This window comes from Paenibacillus sp. A3 (genome assembly GCF_001399685.1).
GTDB lineage: Bacteria > Bacillota > Bacilli > Paenibacillales > NBRC-103111 > Paenibacillus_G.
Genome location: NZ_JTHN01000063.1, coordinates 1 through 21,669 on the forward strand (window position 1 = coordinate 1; position 21,669 = coordinate 21,669).

At 55.0% G+C, this 21,669-nt stretch carries 24 protein-coding genes; 12 read left to right on the forward strand and 12 right to left on the reverse strand.

Annotation, left to right across the window (positions count from 1 at the left end):
- Positions 1-69: 69 nt before the first annotated feature.
- Entirely contained in the window at positions 70-561 is a 492-nt protein-coding gene (locus QJ48_RS09405) for a DinB family protein (protein ID WP_054973370.1), read from the reverse strand.
- A gap of 156 nt (positions 562-717) precedes the next feature.
- Between QJ48_RS09405 and QJ48_RS09410 the strand changes: the two genes are divergently transcribed.
- The gene (locus tag QJ48_RS09410; protein ID WP_054973371.1) at positions 718-1,263 is read left to right on the forward strand and encodes an ABATE domain-containing protein; all 546 of its coding nucleotides are present in this window, start codon (positions 718-720) and stop codon (positions 1,261-1,263) included.
- Positions 1,264-1,418: 155 nt separating this feature from the next.
- Here QJ48_RS09410 and QJ48_RS09415 read toward each other — a convergent pair whose 3' ends face one another.
- Together QJ48_RS09415 and QJ48_RS09420 are read right to left on the reverse strand one after the other, a co-directional pair.
- A complete protein-coding gene (locus QJ48_RS09415; protein ID WP_082420426.1) occupies positions 1,419-2,894 on the reverse strand; it encodes an amidase family protein in 1,476 nt (491 codons plus the stop codon).
- 199 nt (positions 2,895-3,093) lie between these two features.
- Entirely contained in the window at positions 3,094-3,774 is a 681-nt protein-coding gene (locus QJ48_RS09420) for an SOS response-associated peptidase (protein WP_054973372.1), read from the reverse strand.
- A 173-nt stretch (positions 3,775-3,947) separates the two neighbouring features.
- On the opposite strand from QJ48_RS09420, the gene QJ48_RS09425 reads away from it, so the two are divergent.
- Positions 3,948-4,820 carry an aldose epimerase gene (locus tag QJ48_RS09425; RefSeq protein ID WP_054973373.1) on the forward strand — a complete coding sequence of 291 codons (873 nt, stop codon included), beginning with the start codon at positions 3,948-3,950 and terminating at the stop codon, positions 4,818-4,820.
- A 1,210-nt stretch (positions 4,821-6,030) separates the two neighbouring features.
- Here the strand turns inward: QJ48_RS09425 and QJ48_RS09430 are convergent.
- From QJ48_RS09430 to QJ48_RS09445, 4 genes are all read right to left on the reverse strand, one after another.
- Entirely contained in the window at positions 6,031-6,675 is a 645-nt protein-coding gene (locus QJ48_RS09430; protein WP_054973374.1) for an NUDIX domain-containing protein, read from the reverse strand.
- A gap of 60 nt (positions 6,676-6,735) precedes the next feature.
- Positions 6,736-7,668 (reverse strand): D-2-hydroxyacid dehydrogenase, encoded by a 933-nt coding sequence (locus QJ48_RS09435; protein WP_054973375.1) that lies wholly within the window; start codon positions 7,666-7,668, stop codon positions 6,736-6,738.
- A 168-nt stretch (positions 7,669-7,836) separates the two neighbouring features.
- Entirely contained in the window at positions 7,837-8,790 is a 954-nt protein-coding gene (locus QJ48_RS09440; RefSeq protein ID WP_054973376.1) for a hypothetical protein, read from the reverse strand.
- Between the two features lie 52 nt (positions 8,791-8,842).
- Positions 8,843-9,994 (reverse strand): DUF4097 family beta strand repeat-containing protein, encoded by a 1,152-nt coding sequence (locus tag QJ48_RS09445; protein WP_054973377.1) that lies wholly within the window; start codon positions 9,992-9,994, stop codon positions 8,843-8,845.
- Positions 9,995-10,356: 362 nt separating this feature from the next.
- On the opposite strand from QJ48_RS09445, the gene QJ48_RS09450 reads away from it, so the two are divergent.
- The 10 genes from QJ48_RS09450 to QJ48_RS09495 all read left to right on the forward strand — a co-directional run bounded on the left by QJ48_RS09450 (position 10,357) and on the right by QJ48_RS09495 (position 15,416).
- Positions 10,357-10,617: a YpbS family protein gene (locus tag QJ48_RS09450; RefSeq protein ID WP_054973378.1), complete on the forward strand. Its 261-nt coding sequence runs from the start codon at positions 10,357-10,359 to the stop codon at positions 10,615-10,617.
- 161 nt (positions 10,618-10,778) lie between these two features.
- Complete coding sequence (locus QJ48_RS09455; protein WP_054973399.1) at positions 10,779-11,156, forward strand: hypothetical protein; 378 nt, start codon at positions 10,779-10,781, stop codon at positions 11,154-11,156.
- Positions 11,157-11,189: 33 nt separating this feature from the next.
- The gene (locus QJ48_RS09460) at positions 11,190-11,615 is read left to right on the forward strand and encodes an SRPBCC domain-containing protein (protein WP_054973379.1); all 426 of its coding nucleotides are present in this window, start codon (positions 11,190-11,192) and stop codon (positions 11,613-11,615) included.
- Between the two features lies 1 nt (position 11,616).
- Entirely contained in the window at positions 11,617-11,997 is a 381-nt protein-coding gene (locus QJ48_RS09465; RefSeq protein WP_054973380.1) for a helix-turn-helix transcriptional regulator, read from the forward strand.
- 203 nt (positions 11,998-12,200) lie between these two features.
- On the forward strand, positions 12,201-13,070 hold the full coding sequence (locus tag QJ48_RS09470; RefSeq protein ID WP_054973381.1) for a serine/threonine protein kinase: 870 nt from the start codon (positions 12,201-12,203) through the stop codon (positions 13,068-13,070).
- Positions 13,071-13,125: 55 nt separating this feature from the next.
- Positions 13,126-13,332, forward strand: coding sequence for a hypothetical protein (locus tag QJ48_RS09475; protein WP_054973382.1), 207 nt, complete (start codon positions 13,126-13,128; stop codon positions 13,330-13,332).
- Between the two features lie 18 nt (positions 13,333-13,350).
- Positions 13,351-13,713, forward strand: a complete 363-nt coding sequence (locus QJ48_RS09480; RefSeq protein WP_054973383.1) for a spore coat protein — start codon at positions 13,351-13,353, stop codon at positions 13,711-13,713.
- 20 nt (positions 13,714-13,733) lie between these two features.
- Entirely contained in the window at positions 13,734-14,870 is a 1,137-nt protein-coding gene (locus tag QJ48_RS09485) for a zinc-dependent alcohol dehydrogenase (protein ID WP_054973384.1), read from the forward strand.
- 34 nt (positions 14,871-14,904) lie between these two features.
- On the forward strand, positions 14,905-15,105 hold the full coding sequence (locus QJ48_RS09490) for a hypothetical protein (protein WP_054973385.1): 201 nt from the start codon (positions 14,905-14,907) through the stop codon (positions 15,103-15,105).
- A gap of 14 nt (positions 15,106-15,119) precedes the next feature.
- On the forward strand, positions 15,120-15,416 hold the full coding sequence (locus QJ48_RS09495; protein ID WP_054973386.1) for a spore coat protein: 297 nt from the start codon (positions 15,120-15,122) through the stop codon (positions 15,414-15,416).
- A gap of 63 nt (positions 15,417-15,479) precedes the next feature.
- Here QJ48_RS09495 and QJ48_RS09500 read toward each other — a convergent pair whose 3' ends face one another.
- The 5 genes from QJ48_RS09500 to QJ48_RS09520 all read right to left on the reverse strand — a co-directional run bounded on the left by QJ48_RS09500 (position 15,480) and on the right by QJ48_RS09520 (position 21,557).
- Positions 15,480-16,496, reverse strand: coding sequence for a zinc-binding alcohol dehydrogenase (locus tag QJ48_RS09500; RefSeq protein ID WP_054973387.1), 1,017 nt, complete (start codon positions 16,494-16,496; stop codon positions 15,480-15,482).
- A 29-nt stretch (positions 16,497-16,525) separates the two neighbouring features.
- Positions 16,526-18,274 carry a DUF4855 domain-containing protein gene (locus QJ48_RS09505; RefSeq protein WP_054973388.1) on the reverse strand — a complete coding sequence of 583 codons (1,749 nt, stop codon included), beginning with the start codon at positions 18,272-18,274 and terminating at the stop codon, positions 16,526-16,528.
- Between the two features lie 65 nt (positions 18,275-18,339).
- On the reverse strand, positions 18,340-19,218 hold the full coding sequence (locus QJ48_RS09510; protein ID WP_054973389.1) for a carbohydrate ABC transporter permease: 879 nt from the start codon (positions 19,216-19,218) through the stop codon (positions 18,340-18,342).
- Positions 19,218-20,147 carry a carbohydrate ABC transporter permease gene (locus tag QJ48_RS09515; RefSeq protein ID WP_054973390.1) on the reverse strand — a complete coding sequence of 310 codons (930 nt, stop codon included), beginning with the start codon at positions 20,145-20,147 and terminating at the stop codon, positions 19,218-19,220. Before QJ48_RS09515 ends, QJ48_RS09510 begins: the two co-directional genes overlap by 1 nt.
- A 63-nt stretch (positions 20,148-20,210) precedes the next feature.
- Complete coding sequence (locus tag QJ48_RS09520; RefSeq protein WP_054973391.1) at positions 20,211-21,557, reverse strand: ABC transporter substrate-binding protein; 1,347 nt, start codon at positions 21,555-21,557, stop codon at positions 20,211-20,213.
- Between the last annotated feature and the right edge of the window lie 112 nt (positions 21,558-21,669).

Below are 21,669 nucleotides of genomic sequence, written 5' to 3' on the forward strand. Positions count from 1 at the left end.
GCACTGACGGGAAAGGCCCGGGTCTTTTTGCCGTGATGCCTAGGATGGCTGGGATGCGCCATTTCTTCGCTAGTCGAAAGAGCGCCGCGCAGGCCATGAGCCCTGCAGCTTGCGGATTTGCACGATTTGCCCGATATGATACGCGTCGTGTACGACCAGACTCGTAACAGTAAGCGCTATCGTGGTTTTGGTGAGGGGCCGTTCCAAGTCGTCTTCGCTTAACTCTGCAAGCGCGGCCCGAACGGCCTTATGTACATGTTCCAAACGGGCCGCCTCTTCCTCCCAAGTCTCTACCCTTTCCCCATATGCGGCAAACGTATCGTCGTTGGTCAACCCGTCGGGATAGTGCGGATTTTCGCCCGACAGCCGTTTTAGCGACCGCTCCTTATAGAACGTCAAATGCCGGACGGTTTCACGGATCGTATTGGCGGCGGCCCCCTCCGGACGCCAGTCGGCTTCAGCCTCCGTTACCCCCTTCAGTGCCTCGCACAGCGGCGGAAACCAGTCTTCCTTGTCATAGCAAATATCCCATTCATGCAGGAGCAGCTCCTTCTTGTTCATTCCGTGTTCTCCTCCCGTTTTGCCATATTCGTAACTATCTATTGTTATTTTGATAGTTACATCCATAATATACCACACGCAAAGCCGATTGTATAGAAGCTGGCGCAGGCCAATATTTCCATGCTACAATAAGGGACAAAAAAGCTGGGATCGCAAATGATATGGGATGATTTTCTCAACAGCGTGTGGCGGGATTGGCGCGGCAGCGGAAAAAGCGAGGACCGATTGGAAAACCCCGAGTGGATCGAACGATGGCTGTCCGAGCACCGGCTTACCGCCCCTGACCTGCCTTCGCCTCAAGAGATGGTTGAATTAAAAAAGCTGCGAGACCTGCTGTTTTGCATTGTTCAAGCCTTCGCCTCAGGCTCGCAGCCGGATCCGGAAGATGTCGGGGAATTAAATCGGGTCATGGCCGACGGGCCGGTCGTTCGTCAGCTCGTCCGGACGGACGAGCGTTATGGGCTGGATTATATGCCGACCTTGCGCGGTTGGACGCAGATCAGTGCCGAAATCGCCGCTTCGTTCGCGCAGACTTTAGCCGATAAAGATCCTGCCCGGATGCGCATTTGCAGCAACCCCGACTGCTTGTGGGTTTACTACGACGACACCCGCAACCGGTCCAAGCGATACTGCGACGACAAACTATGCGGCAATCTCATGAAGGTGCGCCGTTTTCGCGCACGCAAAAAAGTCGGGGATTAAAATGTCCGTTACGGACGTTTAATCCCCGGCTCTCTCACGTTTTGCTTTGCATAAATTCTCCTTTTATTACACAGCTACCCCGTCCAACAACACCGGCAGCCCCAAGCGAACCTCTTTCTCCAATCCGTACCCGTCTCGTAAAGCGCTTCATCTACTTACTTCGGCCACGTCGGCTTTCGCCGCTGCGGTCCGAGCTGCTCGAACGCATAGGCAAGCCGGATCAGAACGGGCTCGCTGTACGCCTGCCCCGTAAACGTGATTGCGAGCGGCCGCCCGTCCGCGGTATAGCCGCCGGGAACGGCAATCGAGGGATAGCCTGCCGCAGCGGCAATCCCGGCCCCGGACGTCCCGGGGAACAGCACAGCATCCAACCTGTGGCGTGCCATCGCCGCATCGATGCCTTCGGTGCGGGACAGCCGCAGGTCCTTCAGCCTGTCCTGGATATATTCCGCTTCGGTGAGCGTTCCCGACGTCTCTTCGGCGCGCATCAGTGTCGTTTGGCCGTATTTTAGCGTCTTCTCAAAATGCTTCGCATTAAAAGCGATGACATCGCGCAGCGAATGGACCGGCAGATGCGGCGCAAGCTTGCTTAAGTAGGCGTTCACGTCCGTTTTGAATTCATAGCGGAACACGCTGGAGTGGAATGAAGCGAGCTCCTGCGCGGAAAGAATTTCCGCCGGATCGACAACCTCCGCTCCGGCAAGCCGCAGAGCAGCGACGTGAGCTTCGAACGCCCGGCGTTCCTCCTCGCCCAGCTTGTCATGGTAGACCGCCCGCGGTACGCCGATCCGGGCTCCTTGCAATCCGTCCTTGTCCAGAAACTGCCGATAATCGGCAGGCACCCGTCCCAGCGACGTGCCCGTGATCGCATCGGCTGGGTCCGTCCCGGCCATCGCCCCGAGAAGGAGCGCCGCGTCGGCCACCGTTCGGGCGAGCGGTCCCGCCGTATCTTGACTGTGGGCCAGCGGAATGATTCCGCTGCGGCTGATTAACCCAAGCGTCGGCTTGATGCCGGCGACCGAGCTGCTCGCCGCGGGGCTCAGAATCGAGCCGGACGTTTCGGTTCCTACGGCCAGCGCACACAGGTTCGCCGCCACAGCCACGCCGGACCCGGTGCTCGAACCGCCTGCTCCAAACTTGGAACCGTACGCGTTCAACACTTGACCGCCGCGGGAGCTATAGCCTCCCGGCATCCCCTGCGTCATGTAGTTCGCCCATTCCGTCATATTGGCTTTTCCCAGAATGACGGCCCCCGCCTCTCGCAGCCGCTTGACCAGGAAAGCGTCGCTTGCCGCATAATGTCCCTCCAGCGCAAGGGAGCCTGCGCTCGTATGCATTTTATCGGCCGTATCGATATTGTCCTTCAACAGCACCGGGATACCGTGCAAGGGCCCTCTCGAGCCTTGTGCCCGCCGCTCGGCATCCAGCGCTTCGGCGATCGCAAGCGCATCCGGATTAAGCTCCAACACCGCATTTAGCGCCGGTCCCTGTTTGTCGTATGCCGCAATCCGCGCCATATACGCCCGGACCAGCTCCGCCGCGGTTCGCTCCCCGGATTCCATCGCCTGCTGCAAATCGTCGACCGTCGCCTCCTCGATCCATTCCTCGACAGGATAAACTTGCTTCGCCACCGCACATGCCCCCTCTTCAGCCACTTATGGTAAAGGTATTCCTTTCAAAGTTCGAGAGAGCCGTGCCGAATTCCTTTTTTAACTTGTTTTTCCATCCTTCATCCTAACGTCAAGAAGCCTTATTCCATCAAGGAATAAGGCTTCACGGTTATTGCAGGTTGGCACGCCGTCCCGGGCCCGGACGCTTCTTCCCTCGGTCTTACCATCGGAGGAGCGCATACTTGGGGGGCGCCGCTTCTTCGACGCATTCCTCCGACTCGACAAGAGGGTCCGCTACCCGCTGGGAAACTGGGTACGCATGCATCCGATCGGGCGCGTAAGGCCGAAGAAGCGATTGCAGCCTGTCCGGTTCACCGTTCATGGTCGGATCGAGCCACGTCTCGACGTCCCGTTCGTCCAAAATGACCGGCATCCGCTCGTCGTAATCGAACACCAGCCGGTTCGATCTCGTCGTCATAACCGTGCAGGTGCGGGTTTCTCCGCCCCGCGAATCCTTCCATACTTCATACAGCCCGGCCATGGCGAAGACGCCCCTGTCCTTCATGACGATGCGAATCGGCCGTCTTGTTTTGCCTTCCGTTTTCCAGACATAAAAGCCGTTGCTCGGGATGATGCAGCGCTGCTTGCCGAACAGCTTGCGATACGCCGGTTTTTCGTGTACGGCTGCGCTGTCGGCATTCACGGCATCCTTCCCCCAGAACGGGACGAGTCCCCACCGGTGCTCCTCCAGCATCCGGCTTTCCGCTCCCCGGATGATTACGGCCACCTGCTGTGTCGGCGCGATGTTATATCGCGGCTTGTAAGCGTAGGTTACCTGGCCGATCCGATAACGTTCCGACAGCTCTGGCAGCTCGGCCGTCAACGAAAAACGTTCGCACATGAAGAACACCTCTTGTTTTTAATTCCAGTATCTTCATGTACAGAAATATTATGCATGCCCGGAACGGCGGCTTGCCGGTGATTTCGGATTTCCGTCATGTACATGACCGTCCTCGTAGAACAAACGCGGAGCGTTATGGTAAAATATAGAGGAAATGAGAAAGGAGACGGACCATGAAACCATACGAAATCCGGACTTACCAAGATTCCTACGAGATTTACGAGTTGATCGAGCACAGTACCCGTTCGTGGTTCAAAATCGCCCCGGAGCGCGGCGGAATCGTCATCAGCTTCGGGGCGAACGGTCAGGAACTGCTTTATCTGGACAAAGCGACGTTCGACGATCCGAACGCCAATATCCGCGGCGGCATTCCAGTGCTGTTCCCGATTTCCGGGCAGCTCGCAGAAGGTGCCTACGAATGGAACGGACAGCGCTATCGCATGAAAAATCATGGCGTCGCCCGCGTACGCCCTTGGCGTGTCGAATCGACGGATACCCGTGACGGCGCCGCCATTACGTTGACGCTCGCCAGCGACGCGGAAACGCGGGAATCCTACCCGTTCGACTTCGAGCTTCGCTTTACCTACCGGTTGAAGAACGGTCAATTGACCATCGAGCAGGAATACCGAAACGGCTCGACAGAGCCAATGCCGATGTATCCCGGATTTCATCCGTATTTTGTCGCCGACCGCAAAGCGCTCGCATACGAAACCGACGCGACGAAATACTTCGATTACAACGACGGAGCAGAAAAAAGCTATGACGGCCGGGTCATCGATCTCGATAAGCTGCCGGAATCGGTTGTTTTCCTGAACGCGCAGCGGCGGGACATTACCTTCAGCCCGGCGGAGCGCTTGGTTGTGCGGATGACTTACGGCGAGCCGTTCAAATATGTCGTGCTGTGGTCCGTAAGCGGCAAAAGCTTCGTCTGCGTCGAGCCGTGGATGGCCAAAACCGACGAGCTGAACCGGAAACAAGAGCTGGTGGAAGTACCGGCGGGTGACGTGCATCGGACATTCTTGACCATCAGCCGCTTGTCCGTATAAACCAATAGCAGCGGGTCTCCTGCCGCTCCCTCCTTTGATATTGGCTATTTGGGAGAGGCGCAGGAACCCGCTGTTGATGTTTTTAGGTCCGAGTAACGTCAGGGGCAAGCCTGGACTGATGCCATGCAAATTTGAGCCAGACGATCAGAATACGCCGACGCAACTATATTTTATGAATTTAGGTAATCATCCAACTCCTGCAAAGGCAGGATACGTACAATATAACAAAATTCATAGGTGGTGAATATGAAATGAGCGGAGTACCAGGTCCGACAGGCTTAACAGGCCCGTCAGGTCCAACGGGTCCTACAGGCTTAACAGGTCCAACAGGACCCGCGGGCCCGACGGGTCCCCCGGGTTTAACAGGCCCGTCAGGTCCCCCAGGCCCTCCTGGACCGTTTATTCCTTTCCGAAGCTCTTGCAGCCGATTCCCGACAAGTATATTTACCTTTTTTAACACGCAATTCATACAGATATCCGACTCCGCCCCAGCTGATCCTTATCCGTCAACGATAACCGTGACAGGCTTGACAGGTCTTATTACGAAAGTGACCGTGACACTCTTCCTCCTATCCCATCAAGATCCGACGGACATTGATATTTTGCTTGTCGGGCCCGACGGGCAGACCAATACTATCCTGATGTCAGATACTGGAGGCGCATTTAACATCACCGATGTTACACTGACATTTGACGACCAGGCGCCAAGCTTCCTTCCGTTTAATACGACGATTTTTTCCGGTACGTTTAAGCCGACCAACTTTGAATTCCCTCCTGAAAATCTCCCGGCCCCTGCGCCCCCATCATCTGCATCTGTTGCACTCAGCATTTTTAACGGATTGCCCCCCAATGGCACATGGAGCTTATTCGTGAGTGACGACTCTCTTGCCGGTATAGGAGGGATAGCAAGTTGGGCTTTGAGCATCTCGACTCCCGAAAGGGAGGAGTGCATTTTCACTCCACTATAAAGAGAAACGGTTATCCAGACTGAACAGTCCCTAACTGTTCAGTGTACATACGAATTGTATGGAGAACATTTGTCGAAAAAGTCTGAAAAATCGAAAAATGAATCGAGTTGTGCGCTTACCCGGGAAATACGCCGTTCATTTCCCAGCTCTGCTTCATTTCCCAATTCTCTATTTATTACCTCTTCTTCCCACGCTCTCCGCTTCCCCCTTCTTGGTAAATCGGATGCGTGTCATACTCTACGTCACGGTGCGGATTTTCGTATCCGGTCTATCGCCTGAAGCACCAGCTCGTAATAAGCCCTGGGATGCGGAACGAAATCCGCATGTCCGACTGCCCGCTCAACAGGTACCAGAACGCCGTTCTCATCCGGCGCCACGCCGCTAATCCAGATCGGATCGACCAAGGTTCCTTGAGCCAGCTTACACACTTGCTCGAGCGGAATTCGGTATAACCCCGTGACCTCCTCTGGTTGTAAGCGGTACCGGGTGAGCGGCTGCCGGTTCACATGAAGAAACACATGGCAAAACTCACGGTCGATGCACGCTTCGGAGATGACGTCCTCCTCGGCAAACAAGCCGCAGGGAACCAGCGTTTCGAACGATACGCTTAGTCCAAGCTCCTCTTCCAGCTCCCGGACACCGTCCTCGACTGCTTCGCCTGACAGCAGATGGCCGGCGCAGGACGTATCGAGCAATAACGGAAACGTATCCTTCCCCGGGTGCCGCTCTTGAAACAGCAATGCCTCGTCCCCATCCGTCGTGTCCAAAATCCAGCAATGAAACGTTTGGTGCCATAGGCCCCGGGCATGAACCTCGGAGCGGGAAGCCTGTCCCGCCGGATTCATCCGTTCGTCAAAAATGTCAAAGATTTCTTCGCTTGGCGTCATGACGTTGTTCCTCCTCAGCTAGCTAAACCTCGTTGCATGGTTCCGCAACACGGCATCCGTTTAATACCCGCGTACCGGGTCCACCCGATTCGCAAGCTCCCGTTCTCCCGCTTCCAGCTTGCGCAACGTGTCCAAGAACCCGCTCAGCGCCTCTTCCACGGAAGTGACAGCGGCTACGTGCGGCGTCACCCGAACATCCTTGCGCTTCCACAGCGGGGATGCATCGGGGAGCGGCTCCTCCTCGAACACGTCGAGCACCGCCAGACGAATATGGCCCTGATCAAGCGCCTCCAGCAGCGCAGCATGATCGACCGAAGGACCGCGGCCGACGTTAATAAATCCGGCCCCGTTCATTCGCGCAAAAAGCGCAGGCCCGAACAGCTTATCCGTTTGCGAGGTCAGCGGCAAAGTATTGATTACCCAGTCGGCGGCGGAAACGGCGTCCCCGATGTGCGACATCGGATAAACATGATCCATGTGCGGCTTTCTTTCCCCGCGCATGGAAACGCCCGCCACTTGAACTCCCAGCGCCTGCAGCATCCGGGCAAGCTCTTGCCCGACGGAGCCGGTACCCATCACCGTCACCCGGCTTCCGGACAGCGGCAGCGGCGGGGCCGGGTTCCAGCCTCGGTCCGACTGGCTGCGCGCGAACGTTTCATGATGCTGGAGATCGGCCAGCATATGACCGAGGCAATATTCGCCGATTTTCTGCCCGAACGAACCGGTCGTACGGGTGAGAAGCACGTCCGGCTTCCATGGCTTTCGGTACACGAATGCATCGATCCCCGCTCCGAGCGCATGCACCCAACGGACCGATTCCAGATGAAACGCCGGAACGGGCTTGAAGCCGACAAATGCATCGGCCCATGCCATATCGGCTTCGCTCACCTCGGATTCGGCAAGAAACCGCACTTGCTTGCCCGCAACCCCCGGCCACGCGGCTTCCAGCTCCCGGTATATCCGACCCGTAATGATAATGTTATGAATCTGCATGCAGCCCGTCACTCCGTCCGTTCTTATTTGTAAATAACGTTTCTATCATAACCGCTCGGCGAAAGTGCTGCAAACCGCTGCCCGCTGGTCCGTTTGTTTTGCCGCCATCCATCTCCCATTCATTTCAACGCTTCGTTCCGACACGCTCGCCGACACAGCTTCTCCGGCTTAACCGTGGACAAGATAGCGAAAGTTTTCGACGGCCCCTTCCTTGTCCTGTGGCGACCGGTTCAAATGGTTGTAAAAGCTGAAAGCAAATTTAAACGAATGGCCGAAATCCCAATCATACCGTCCGAGATCTGCCGCCCAATAAGCCGGCTCTGTAGGCAGTGCTGCTGCGCGCTCGGCTTTCTTCAGCGGCAGACGGTCAACCGGCGAGTCCAACCGGATTGCGTCCCCTGGCAGAAGGTGATGACTTCGCCGGAGCACCTTAATCAAAGTAAAGAGCGGAAGCAGCCCACGGCGGAATAACGATTCGTGACCCAGATCCGACAAAATGTTCAAAGCATGGGAAAACGTAAGCATGTGCCCAATCAGGTCATGGTGCGCCTCCGCGCGGTAGATCGTCTTAAACTGCGCCACTTCGTTTAAAATAAACTCCGAAAGCTGCCGGGCGTCCTTCACCTTCGGAAAACGATCGGCTTCGTCCGGCCCCAGCCTCCTTACCTCCGAGGCCGTAAAGCCGAGCCATGACCGGCCGGGGACGGTGTTCTCAAAAGCACGAAGAAGCTCGCAAATGCCGTCTATGTTCTCCTCACTGCCCCAGCCTCCCAGTTCATGAAGGGCAAGCAAGCTGACCGCAGCGTAAATGGCATTGTGCCCGACCCAATGAAGCCGATCGATCGTAGGCTCGAGAGCTTCCAGAATGGCCGATTCGGCCTGTCGAACCGTACACCCGTTCGCCTTAAGGATTGCCGGAGTCCGCAAATGCTTCTTGATCATCGCTTCGGACTGATCGGTCAGGCTGCGCAGCGCCAGGTCGGACAACCCGTTTTCTTTAGCGAAAAAATAACCGGCAATCGCGGCGGCGCCAAAATGAGCGTGCCATATATCCCCCGTTTCCTGCTTGCACATCGCAATCATCGTCAATCCGCTCTCTAACGTTCCTTGATCCGGCAGCATCCGTTACCCTCCTTTTGCATACAACCTATATGCCATGACGGATCTTCTTTCGTCAAGCGGCTTTTGCAGCCTTTTTGCTGAACAGGCCGGCTGCCCGGGAATTACCCGCTCCTCCGCCCTGTCCGGTACCTGGCTTTTCGTTTATCGCAATGTTCCCGTTCGCCGCATGCAAGCGGATGAGATGAGCACCAGAGCCGACGGTTCCTGTCGCGGCATTAGCGGTTACATTCATAGGCAGCCCGGCGATTACCCGGCCTTTGGGACTGGAGCCGTCGATGCGGAAGTCGCCCTGCGCAGGAACCTCGACGGTGATGTCGCCCTGCTTCGAATCCACATTCCAATCTCCTCCGACCGACGAGCCGCTTATCATAACAGGGCCATTGGAGGCGACGACGCTGACCTTGCCGCCTGCTTCGGACAATCGGATCGAACCGCCTGATACATGCATCTCGGTATCGCCTTGAATATGGTCCGCTTGGACTTGGGTGTCCGTCGTACGAACCAATACGTTTGCCGCGATATCCGAAACCGTCACTTTTCCGTTCGAAGTTTCAACCGTCAGTTGTTTGCGGATAGGCAGTCTTCTAGCTTCCACATCCCCGCTTTTTAATTTGAGCTGCATATCCAGCTTGCGCTGCTCGGGGACGGTAACCAGCAGGTGAATGAACGGCTTGTTCTTGTTGCTCAACCCGAACAAACCTCCTCTTGTGGTAACGGTTATTTTTCCGTCTTTCTCTTTGGAGGAAATTTTGAAGTCGTGCGATGCCGCTGGCGTTTCGGCCCACAAAGAAGCATCAATTTGAATCTTGTCTACAGGTCCGGGCTTGACGACAACGTTGCCGGCAGGATTATCGATGACGAGGCTGTCCGTTTGTTCGCTCAACGCCACGGTGCTGATGCCGCCTGCAATCCTATACCCCGTTGTTGAAGAGGAAACGGAAGAAGAAGCCGGTGCAAAAAAGCTTAGCCCCCATAAGACCAAGACCGTGAGCAGCATGCCTCCGAAATCCAAATTCAGCCTTCCTCGCTTCTCGCGCCGGTGGAATTTAAACGCCAACAGCTCCGCCCCGAATGCAACCAGCACGACAGGCCACCAGCCAATCGCCAAATGCAAATACTCGGTCTCCATCGTCCGGTCCAGCAGAATTAACGCCCCTATTAGGAGTAAAGCCAACGCCGACGTATAACGACCTACCTTTTTCATGAACAGGCCCCTTCTTTCCTCATCCTCAAATTTCCTACGTTCCCCATCCTATCCAATACTTCTTAGAAGAAAGTAAGCAGAAGTCTTAAATTATTCTGAAGAATGGCGCTAAGCCGCTCCTCCTTTCTATATAATTAACATGATTAATTAATAATTGAATTAACGTGATTAATCTTTTTATTTAATAGCATTAATCATTCGAACAGACTACAGCCTCTTGCAGCGTATTATGGGCTTTGAAGCCTGCTTGCCGGATACGTACGAGTACACCGTCATTTGATATTGCGGCATTGTCACGCCAAGCGCCTTGTAGTATCATAAATTTTATTGAATTTCGGTCTGTCAAAGGAGCTGCTATCTGTATGAATGTCCATGAAGCTATCACGAACCATACCCGTAAACAAAACGCGCACCTGGAACGTTTTCTTGAACTGGAAAATGAACGGGAGGCTGCGATTGAAGAAGCGATCGCCTTATGCACTGCCGGCGAACCGTTCAGCGTCGATGCCATTAACGCGGCGACGGACCGCATCAACCGGCACGCCCAGAACGGCATTTCTCCGACTCGGGTCCATGTCACCCCCGACATGGTCCGCGAAGCCGCCCGTAAAAAGATGAAGTAAAAGTAACAAATCGCCACAAAGCCCGGATCCTTTCGATAAATCGATAGGTATTCGGGCTTTTTATGACCAGTTTTTTCCCCACCTTGACATGAAACCTTTTGGTTTCATATAATACGGATGATCGCTTCAAGGACATGCTATACAAGGAAAGGGATGAGCTCGTGGAAGCGTTGTTGAAAAAACTGCGGTTCAAGGAAGGAGCCGCTTTAGTCTTAAATGCTCCCGAAGGGTACCGGCTCGGCATCGAAAGCGAAACAGAGCCGGACAAGACCTATGATTTTATTCAGCTGTTCGTTCATAATGCACAAGAAACGGACGACTGGCTACCGAAAGTCATCCCGCTCTTGAACGAAGATGCGGTATTCTGGATCACCTACCCGAAGCAAAGCTCGAAAGTAAAAACGGATATTAACCGTGATAGCCTAGCCGCCATGGTGCAGGCAAAAACAGCCTACCGCCCGGTCAGCAACGTAGCTGTCGACGAGAAATGGTCCGCCTTGCGTTTTCGCCATCAGGATACAGTAAAGTCCTCGAAGTAACGATACCTATTCACATCGGAGGAATAAAATCATATGGAAAACAATACACAAAATACGCTGCCGGAAATCCGCAGGACCGCCCTGCTCAACGCGCCGATTCAAAAAGTTTGGGATGCCGTCGCCACCTCGGATGGCATTGCCGCGTGGTTTATGCCCAACGATTTTCAGCCTATTCTTGGTTATGAGTTCCAATTGAACGCCGGCCCGTTCGGCATGTCCCCCTGCAAAGTAACAGAGCTCGATCCTCCGAACCGCCTTTCGTTCCGTTGGGGCAAAGATTGGACGATTGTGTTCGAGCTGACGGAGAAGGACGGACAGACGGAATTTACGCTCGTTCACTCCGGCTGGGATGCCGACAAGGTTACCGAATTCGGGCAACCGCATGAAGCCGTACGCGACAGAATGGACCAAGGCTGGGTCGGCATTGTGCAGAAGCTCGTCACCTTCGTCGAGGGCTGAGATGGCCGCCCCTTCAGGCAAGACTGATGTCTTTCAAGCGATTGCCGATCCGACGCGCCGCCAGTTGTTAAGCATGCTGGGAGAACGGGAAATGCCCGTTACCGTGATCAGCGGCCACTTTCCGATGAGCAGGACGGCCGTATCCAAGCATCTGCGCATCTTGGCCGATGCCGGACTGGTCAAAGAACGAAAAATCGGCCGCGAAACGCGGTATCGGCTGGAGCCCGAGCCACTGCTCGAATTGAAGCGGTGGCTGGCCTACTACGAGAGATACTGGGACAACAAACTGCTGGCTTTGCAGCGTTTTGTCGAAGGCGATGAAACGGACGGCACGATATCCCTCGTTGCTTCGGAAGAAGACGGTACCCGTTCGGCAGAATAAGATTTCACGAGAAAAAGAGGCGCTTCCGCAGCCTCTTTTTCCTTTTCCGCTATGCCGCCATCCTCCATTTCCCCTCCCATTGTCCCAAGTACGCCAAAGATCCCGGAAAATTTGGATTTACCGAAAGCATGCCAAGGAATCGCTAACGACATGTGCTAAAATGTGGGAAGTGTTTTTTCATTTCGAATCCATGGAGGCGTGCTATGACGAATCAATCCGTTACCGTAAACATAGACGGCGTATCATTTCAATTAAAAGAATCTCATCCCTTCGAGTGGCTGCGGAAGCTGGGCCGGATATTTTGCGTCTTCGATCAACAGGATTCGGGAAACCTGTCCTTCGGCATCGAACGGGAGGGCCGCAAAAAGTTCGTGAAGTACGCAGGGGCGCCGACCGTAGCCTACACCGGAACCCCTCAAGAAGCGATCACCCGATTAAAGCAGGCTCTCCCGCTTTATGAAGCCTTGAATCATCCTCATCTCATCCGGCTGGAGGAGCATTTTGAAGTAGAGAACGGCTATGCGGCCGTATTCGACTGGTTTGACGGTGAATGTCTGCATTCGCACTGGTCCTTTCCCCCACCGCAAAAGTATACGCACCCGGATTCGCCTTTTTTCCGTTTCCGGCAGCTGTCTGTCGAGAACAGGCTTAGTTCGTTGGACTGTATCTTTTCGTTCCACGCTCATGTAGAAGCGACCGGCTTTGTCGCTGTCGATTTTTACGACGGCAGCATCTTGTACGATTTCAAAAGCGGCCTGACGAAAATTTGCGATATCGATTTGTACCGCAAAAAGCCGTTCATCAATACCATGGGCAGGCTGTGGGGTTCCACCCGCTTCATGTCGCCCGAAGAATTCGAGCTCGGCGCGGACATTGACGCACGGACCAATGTTTTTAACATGGGAGCCATCGCTTTCGGCCTGCTGGGCGGCGAACGGGACCGCTCCTATACGAAGTGGGTAGCGGGCGAGAAACTTTATGAAACGGCTCTGCGCGCGGTTCGGCCCGACCGGAACGAACGCTACGCTTCGGTTGCCGAGTTCTATGCGGCCTGGAATGCCGCCCAAGTATAGGCGGAAACTGTTAAGGAAAACCTAACCGTGTTCAAGCAACCGGAGGTGATTCCCCATGACCAAACTGACGTTGGCTCCTCATGAAATGATGGAGGTTCACGAGCTGCTTAATTTTAAAACGATCTGTCTGGCCAAATCGAAAATGATGCAGGGGCTCGTTTTTGACCAAGAGCTGAAAGCCTTGATGCAAAAGGACGTCGAGCAATCCGTCAAGGCGCTCCAGGATTTGCAGAGCCTTTATCCGGCAACCCCAATTCAATAAACGGCGGTGAACGATACGATGAACAAAGACTACTTGGACCCGATCAATGCCGAAGGCATGCCGAATTTGGCAGACTCCGCAATTGCGCTCGATTTCTTGCTGGCGGCCAAGACCGACGTTCGGAACTGCGCGATCGCCTTGTCCGAGACCGCAACAGCCGAGGTAAGAATACTGCTACGCCGTCTCTTGTTCGAAGCTCTGGATTTGCATGAAGACATTTCGCAGCTGATGATTCGCAAAGGATGGCTATACCCCAATAGACTGAACGAACAATTCAAGCTGGATCTGACTTCAGCCAAGACGACGATGCAAATCGCGGAAATGCAACTCTTCCCGAAGGAGACTTCCCGTTTAGGCTTGTTCGCAACCCCGGAAAAATAATCCTTGAAGGAGCCTACACCATGAAAGCCGTTACGTATCAAGGCATCAAGAACGTACAGGTCAAGCAGGTGCAAGACCCGAAGCTGGAAAAAGGGGACGACATTGTCGTCAAGCTGACCACCACGGCCATATGCGGATCGGATCTGCATCTCATCCACGGCATGATTCCTAATCTCCCCACGGATTATATCATCGGTCACGAGCCGATGGGCATTGTGGAAGAGGTCGGTCCCGAAGTGACCAAAGTAAAAAAAGGCGACCGGGTCATCATCCCGTTCAATGTAAGCTGCGGCGAATGTTATTACTGCAAAAATCAATTGGAAAGCCAATGCGACAATTCGAATCCGAACGGAGACATGGGCGGTTTTTTCGGCTACTCCGAAACGACCGGCGGTTATCCCGGGGGGCAAGCCGAATATATGCGGGTACCTTACGCCAACTTCGTCCCCTTCCGCATTCCTGACAACTGCGAGGTCGCAGACGAAAAGCTGTGTCTGATCGCCGATGCCATGCCGACGGCCTTTTGGAGCGTAGACAACGCCGGAGTAAAGAACGGGGATACCGTCATCGTGCTGGGCTGCGGCCCGGTCGGGCTGCTGGCGCAAAAATTCGCCTGGCTTAAAGGGGCGAAGCGCGTCATCGCCGTCGACTATGTGGATTACCGGCTGGAGCATGCGAAGCGGCACAATCAAGTGGAAACCGTTAATTTCGAGCAGGAAGAAAATATTGGCAGCCATTTGAAGGAAATGACCCACGGCGGAGCGGACGTCGTTATCGATTGCGTAGGGATGGACGGGAAAATGACCCCGCTGGAGTTTATTGCGTCGGGCCTCAAGCTTCAGGGCGGTGCGCTGGGAGCCGTCGTCATCGCCTCCCAAGCCGTCCGCAAAGGCGGAATGATTCAAATTACCGGCGTTTACGGAGCCCGTTATAACGCCTTCCCGTTGGGGGATATTTTTCAGCGGAACGTAAACATCCGTTCGGGACAAGCGCCGGTGATCCATTACATGCCGCATATGTACGATTTAATTGCGGAAGGCAAGGTCGACCCCGGGGATATCATTACCCACGTGCTGCCGCTGGATCAAGCGAAGCACGGCTACGAGGTATTCGACACCAAAACGGACGGCTGCATCAAAGTCGTTCTGAAACCATGAACAATACCTAGGTAAACGTGGAGGGTAACCCATTATGAAAAAAACGTACGGCCTGCACGAAACATTGGATCTGCATGAAATCGCGACCTTCAAGACGATTTGCATGACCAAATCGGCAACGATGCGGGGACTAGTATCGGATGAGGACCTGAGGCAGCTTTTGGAGCAGGACGTTCAGCTATCGACCCGGCAGCTGCAAGAGCTGGATGCTTTGCTGGCCAACGTCAACGCATAGAAAAGGAGCGACGCATGAACACGCTAATCAAAAATTTAACCGGTATGGGCACGATGACCGATCAGGTTGTGGCCACAGATTTTTTAATCGCTACCAAAACGGGCATTCAAAACTACGCCGTCGCGCTTACGGAAACCGCCAGTCCCGATATCAAAACCGTCCTGCGTAAGCAGCTGGACGAAGCGATATCGACCCACGAGCAAATCACAAACTATATGATGCGCAAAGGGTATTACCGCCCGTATCATATTCCCGAACAAATCGAGCTGGATCGGACAAATATTCAAACGGCGTTAAACCTGCCGACCTGATCCCCTTGCCTCTAATAAAAAGAGGATTCCCATAGACTGCCCGGGAATCCTCTTTCCCTCTCTCTATGAATCGTAGCGAATCAGCACGCCAAGCGCCGACGACGCTTCGCGCTTCAGCACCTCGTACGCCTCGACAGCGTCAGCCAGCGCGAATTCGTGCGTCATCATCGGCCGGATCGCCAGACGCCCGCTTTCCACGTTTCGGACAAATTCTTGCATATTGCGGCCCTCTGTCCATCGGACGTACGATTTCGGATAGTCCAGCCCCTCTTCCTCGTATTGGCGGTCGTAACGCCCCGGACCGCCTCCACGGGCGATGACGAAATCCGCTTCCTTCGCGAAGAACAAATCGCGCGAGAACTGAATCGGCACATTGCCGATCAAGGCGAAGGTACCGCGAAACGCCAGGTGCTGCATGCACGACTCGATCAGCTGCGGGGACGTGGCGTGCGCGCACAGCGCGATGCTGTCGAAGCCGTGGCCTTCCGTATAAGCGGCAATCCGCTCGGCGAGCAGCGGATCGTCGGCTCGGTGAACGTCGCCAATGCCGCACGCGGCCGCAAGCTGCAGCCGTTCGTCCTTCATATCCGTGGCGAACACCCGGTAGTTGGCCCGGTCCCCGAGCTGCGCGATCAGCAGACCGAGCACGCCGAGTCCGGCGACCCATACGGTCTCGCCGAACTGGCGGGCCAGCCTGCGCGTGCTGTGCACGGCGACGGAGCCGAGCCCGACGAACGACGCCGTCGGCATCGATTCGGGACCGCTCAGCTTGGCGCAGAGCATCTCTGGCACGGACAACAGCTCCGCATGATAAACGTAAGGTCCGCCGTAGCAGGCGACGAAATCTCCCGGCTTCAGCCCATCCACGGCGCTACCGACCTCCAGCACGGTACCGGAGGCGCTGTAGCCGAGCGCGAAGCCGTCCGGGATGGCCGGATTCGCCAGCAGGCCGAGCTCCGTACCCGGACTGATCAAAGAGTAATTCACCTTCACCAGCACTCGTTTGGGATGCTCCTTCACGGAAGGCTCGGGCCGGTCTTCGAGACGCACCTTGCCTTGGCAAGTGACGATCGTTTTCATGCTTCATTCCCCTTTTTCTTCGAAGTTCGTTACTCCGCTTCCTGCTCCTCCAGCTCCAAAGCTTGAAGCTCCTGCGGATTCGTTACTTTATACTTGCCCTTCAGGTACTGATACGTCCGGTCGTACACTTCCCGCTCGGCCGGCGTTTTGGATTGCGCCGCTTTCCAGAGCGTCTTGACCTGCTGGTAGAACGCGTTAAGCGACTTTTTCATAAACTTATGCTCTTTTCCGGCATCCAAATACGCATAATAGCGGTTGCGCATGTTCTCGTCCGTCAGCACCGCGTCGCTCAGCTCGATCTCGACGCCCATGCCGTTATCATAAGCCGCTTGAGCGATCGTGCTCATCCGGTCGACGCCGGCCTTCGCGTGGAAGAAATAGTTCGGCTGCATCAGCGCCGTATCGAAGCCGTTTTCCTTCCAATCGTTCCAGCCCCGGGCGAAATAATACGGAATCCATTGGAACGTCGCGCCTTTGGAGCGGACATAATCACCGGTCTGCTTCACCACCTCATGCTCCATCGCGCTTAACTGATTTCCAATGTATTCATTATACCAATAGAACGAGACGAGCTTCAGGTCGGAGTAATTTTTCGCGTTCCAGCGCTTGTACACCTCGTCGACGTACCACTTGGTCACCTTAAGCCGGTTTTTCGTAGCTTCCGCTTCCCCGACCTCCTTGACGTTCAAGTTCTCGCTGATGCCGTCGCCGTCTACATCGCCGAAATCGCTCTGATCCGTACGCGGATATGGGATTGCGATAACGACCTTTGCCTCGTATTTTCTTTTCGGCATATCCGCCTTCGCTTCCTTCACCGCTTCGTTCAGCGCCCCCAGCTCGTAATCGTCGCGGAACACGCGGTCAAGAAACTTTTCAAAGTGACCTTTGTTTGTCGGCTTCCCCGCCGAACCGTAATTGGTGCCGTCTAACAAAGCAGGGAGCGGTAAGAATAAGAAGCCGTCGAACATATAGTCCTTGCGCTTCATGTTTTGATCCACATAAGAGACATACGGCTTGAAGTCCTCTTTCTTGAACGAAACCCAGTCGCTTGGCTGGTACTGCCATTCTCCGGTATAAATCAGCACTTCATCGCGAATGCCTCCCGTCTGCTTTGAGCCCGGACGAGGATACCCTTGATCCGGCTTCGGCGCTTTGTTCGGCTTCAGCTTGCTGCCCGACTTGTCGCGCGTGCCCATGACCTCGATCTCATCGACGAACAGCCAGGATTCCGCCGGAATGTCCATATAGACGTAGCGGGCGACCGTATTTACGCCGGTTTTGGCGATCGTTTGCTTCACGGGGCCTTTTTCCGTCGTCGGCAGCGCGCTTTTTACTTTACCGAGATGCTGCCACGTGTTACCGTTCTCCGAGATTGAGTACGAGATTTCGTCCGGGAAGAAGATCCCGTTCGGCAAATCCTGAAGCGTACTGACCTTAATGTCCTGGATCGTGACCGGTTCGCCCAGATCGAGCTTGAAGGTGCGGTAGCCCTGCCACAGCCTACCAACATATGCTTTGTCCGAAAAGGACGTCCCGCCGAAAACGCCGTCCGTCAGCTGCTTGCCTGTATCGTCCGCATAAGCGTCCTCCGTCGGTCCGAAATGCGAGTCGCGCGGATACGGGGTTTCGAACGTATACGGCTTGTTCAAAGCCAAATTTTCCAGAGGCGCAATCGCCTGTGCTGTTTGTTCTGCGGATGCGCCTGCAGCGGGGATGACCATCCCCCCGGCCAGTGCCAAAGACAGAATGGCTGCCGTAATGTTGGATCGTTTTTTCATTTGCTTCCCTCCAGATGGATGAATTGGAATCGAATCATTTATGTTCATTTCCCGGATGCTCTGTCTCACTTAAAGCCTGTCAGCGTAATGCCTTGTATGAACTGCTTCTGTACAAAGAAATACAGCGCGATAATCGGGACCGTGAAGAGCGTGGAAGCAGCCATCAGAAGGCCCCATGACACTTTGTATTCTCCGATAAACGACCTGAGGCCGACGGACAGCGTCCATTTCTCCGGATCGTTCAAGTAAATGAGCGGTCCCAGAAAATCGCCCCAAGCGTGCAGGAACGTAAGCAGCGCCACGGTGTACAGCGCCGGCCGGGACAAAGGCAGAATCACCTGCCAATAAATGCGGAACTCGGACGCTCCGTCGATTTTGGCCGATTCCGTGAGCTCGTAAGGAATGTTCATAAAAAACTGGCGAAGCAGGAAAATATAATAGGCGGCGCCGAAAAAGTTCGGCAAAATGAGCGGCCAATACGAATCGAGCATGTTCATCTGGTTAAACATGACGTAGATCGGCACCATCGTCACCTGAAACGGCAAAATCATCGTCCCCATCATGACGAAAAACAAAAAGTCGCGCCCGCGGAACGCAATCCGCGAGAACCCATACGCCACCAGGGGCGAGGCGAACAGCTGCCCGACCGCAGACAGCACGCAGACGAGCACGGTGTTGAGCGTATACTGAATGAAAGGAATCGTCTGAACCGCCTGCACATAGTTCATCCATTGGATTTTGTCCGGCCACCATACCGTCGGGATCGCGAAAATTTCCTGTTCGGACTTGATGGAGGTAATGAACAGCCAGGCGAACGGAGCGAGAAACAGCAAGCCCGCCAGCGCCAAGCCGATATGCGGCAGCACGGTTTTGCGGACATAGCGTCCCTGCTTCCTCCGAACCCCTGCCCCCGAGCCGGAGCGGGCGATCATCGTCTGCGCCATTATTTTTCACCTCCGTAATACACCCAACGGGCTGACGAGCGGAAAATAAGCAGCGTCAGGCCCAGCACGATCGCGCACAAAATCCACGCCATGCTGGAGGCGTATCCCATATTCAGGAACGAAAAGGCGGTTTGGTACAAATAAATCGCGTAGAACAGCATGGAATTTTCCGGCCCTCCCACGGATTGGGACGCTTCTGCGAAAATAAGCCCCTGCGTGAAAAACTGGAACGAGTTGATCAGACCGTTAATCAGCAAAAACAGTGTCATCGGCGATATGGCCGGCAGCGTGATGTGGCGGAAGCGGCTCCACCGGCCGGCGCCGTCGATTTCGGCGGCTTCGTAGAATACTTTCGGCACGTCCTGCAGCGCCGCCAAGTACATGACCGTCTGCGTGCCGGTGCCCCAGAAGCCCATCAACACCAAAGCCGGCTTCGTCCACATCGGGTCGACGAGCCAGTTCGGCTCGACCATGCCGAGGGCGGCCAGCAGCTTGTTCACAAGACCGTACTGCGCGTTGAGCAGCCACATCCACAGCAAGGAGCTGGCGACGGCAGGCACCAGCGTCGGCAGGAAATAGATCGTGCGGTACAGCGACTGCCCCCGCACGCTCATATTGAGCAGCATCGCCATCCCGAGAGCGAACGCCAGATGCGGCAGCAGGCCGAACACAGTGATGTAGACCGTATTGTACATGGACAAATAAAACTTGCTGTCCGCGAACAGATTCTTGTAATTTTGCAAACCTACCCATTCGGGCTTGGAAAACAAGTTATATTCCGACAAACTGTAATAAAACGACATCGCAATCGGGTAGAGTTGAAACAAAAGAAAGCCGGCAATCCACGGACTGATAAATAGTAATCCCGTCCATAACGCTTTATTCCTCCGGTGACGGAATCCGGCCGTTGCGGCAGCGGCGCGAGCCATTGCGGCCCCACTCCTTTCGTGTCAGGTTCATCGAAAGGGGAAGTTGCCCCCTCCGTCGCCCTGTTATTTGCTCTTCGCCTTGTCCGCAAGCGGCTGGATTTTCGTCACGACGCGGTCCATCGCTTCCTGCGGCGTCGCCTGCCCTTTAAGCGCTTTTTCCGTTTCTTCGGTCAGCGCCTGCAAATATTCGTTAATGTAGACGCTGTTCGGGAACCCTTGCAGCGTTTTGCTTTTCGCCCGATCGTAGAAATCAAGCATCATGACCAGCTTCTCGTTCTTCCGCAGCTTCGGATCGTCAAGCGCCGGCAGCCAACTCGGGATCGTCTTCGATTCGATGGAGAATTCCACCTGCGATTCCTGGCCGATCAAATATTGCATGAACTCCCACGCTTCCTCCGGATGCTTCGCCTTTTTCGGAATAAACACCGCGCGAGGTCCGACCATCCCGGAACCTTTCAGATCGGGCCGGTCCGCGGGATACGGGAACGGAGCGATGCCAATCGGACCGTCCGGCTTCCGTTCGTCGGGGAAGTTGTACTCCCAGCCGATCATCATTGCCAGCTTGCCGGTCAGCAGCGGGTCGTTCGGCGTCCCCCGCTGTCCCATGCCGGAGCGGAATTTGCCGATCTGGTCCATTCCGAACTCTTCATAAAATTTGCGCTGGTAGGCGATCGCCTTGACATTCGCTTCCTGGTTGGCGGTGATTTTCCCGTTCGCGTCCACCCAGCCGCCGCCGAAAATGACCGGCCAAAACACGTTATCGATCCACGGATAATCCGGAATGAAACCGATTTGCGAGATCGTACCGTTTTCGCGCTTGGTCAGCTTTTTGGCGGTATCGAACAGCTCTTCGAGCGTTTCCGGCGGCTTCACAATGCCCGCATCCTGGAACGCTTTCTTGTTGTACATCAGCGTGCTGGCCATACTGACTGTAAACGGCAGTGCGTAATATTGATCGTTCACCTTCATCCGTTCCAAAGCAGCCGGAATAAAGCTCGCGGTATCGAGCTTGCTCTTCTTCAGGTAATCGGCAAGCGGCAGAACCGCGCCGGCATGCGCCCACGGGCCGATATTGTTCCAGTACGTCAGCGCGACGTCGGGCGGATTCCCGCCGGAAATCGCCGTGAGCTGCTTCGTCGCGTCCTGGTTCCCCAGCACCTTGACCGTGATGCGGTCCTGACTCTTGTTGAACGCATCGACCCGCGCCGTAATCGGACCGGCGTCTTTATCGGTCCAGACGTGCCAGAAGGTAATCTCCACCTTATCCTTCGGCTTGCCGCCTGCGGCATCGGTCTTGCCCGCGCCGTCGCCTTGAGGCTTCGCCGTTCCCCCGGAACATCCGGCCAGCCCGGCCATTGAAGCCAAGATGAGGGAAAATGCTGCGATACCCGCTTTGTGAAACGCTTTCATTTTGTGCCACCTCCATCATGTCTCAGGTGGATCTCTCTACTCCGATTCTTTTGTTTATCTGTATACTTTTGTTTTATCTGGGAAAGCCGAAAAAAAGAAAATCCCCCCTTCA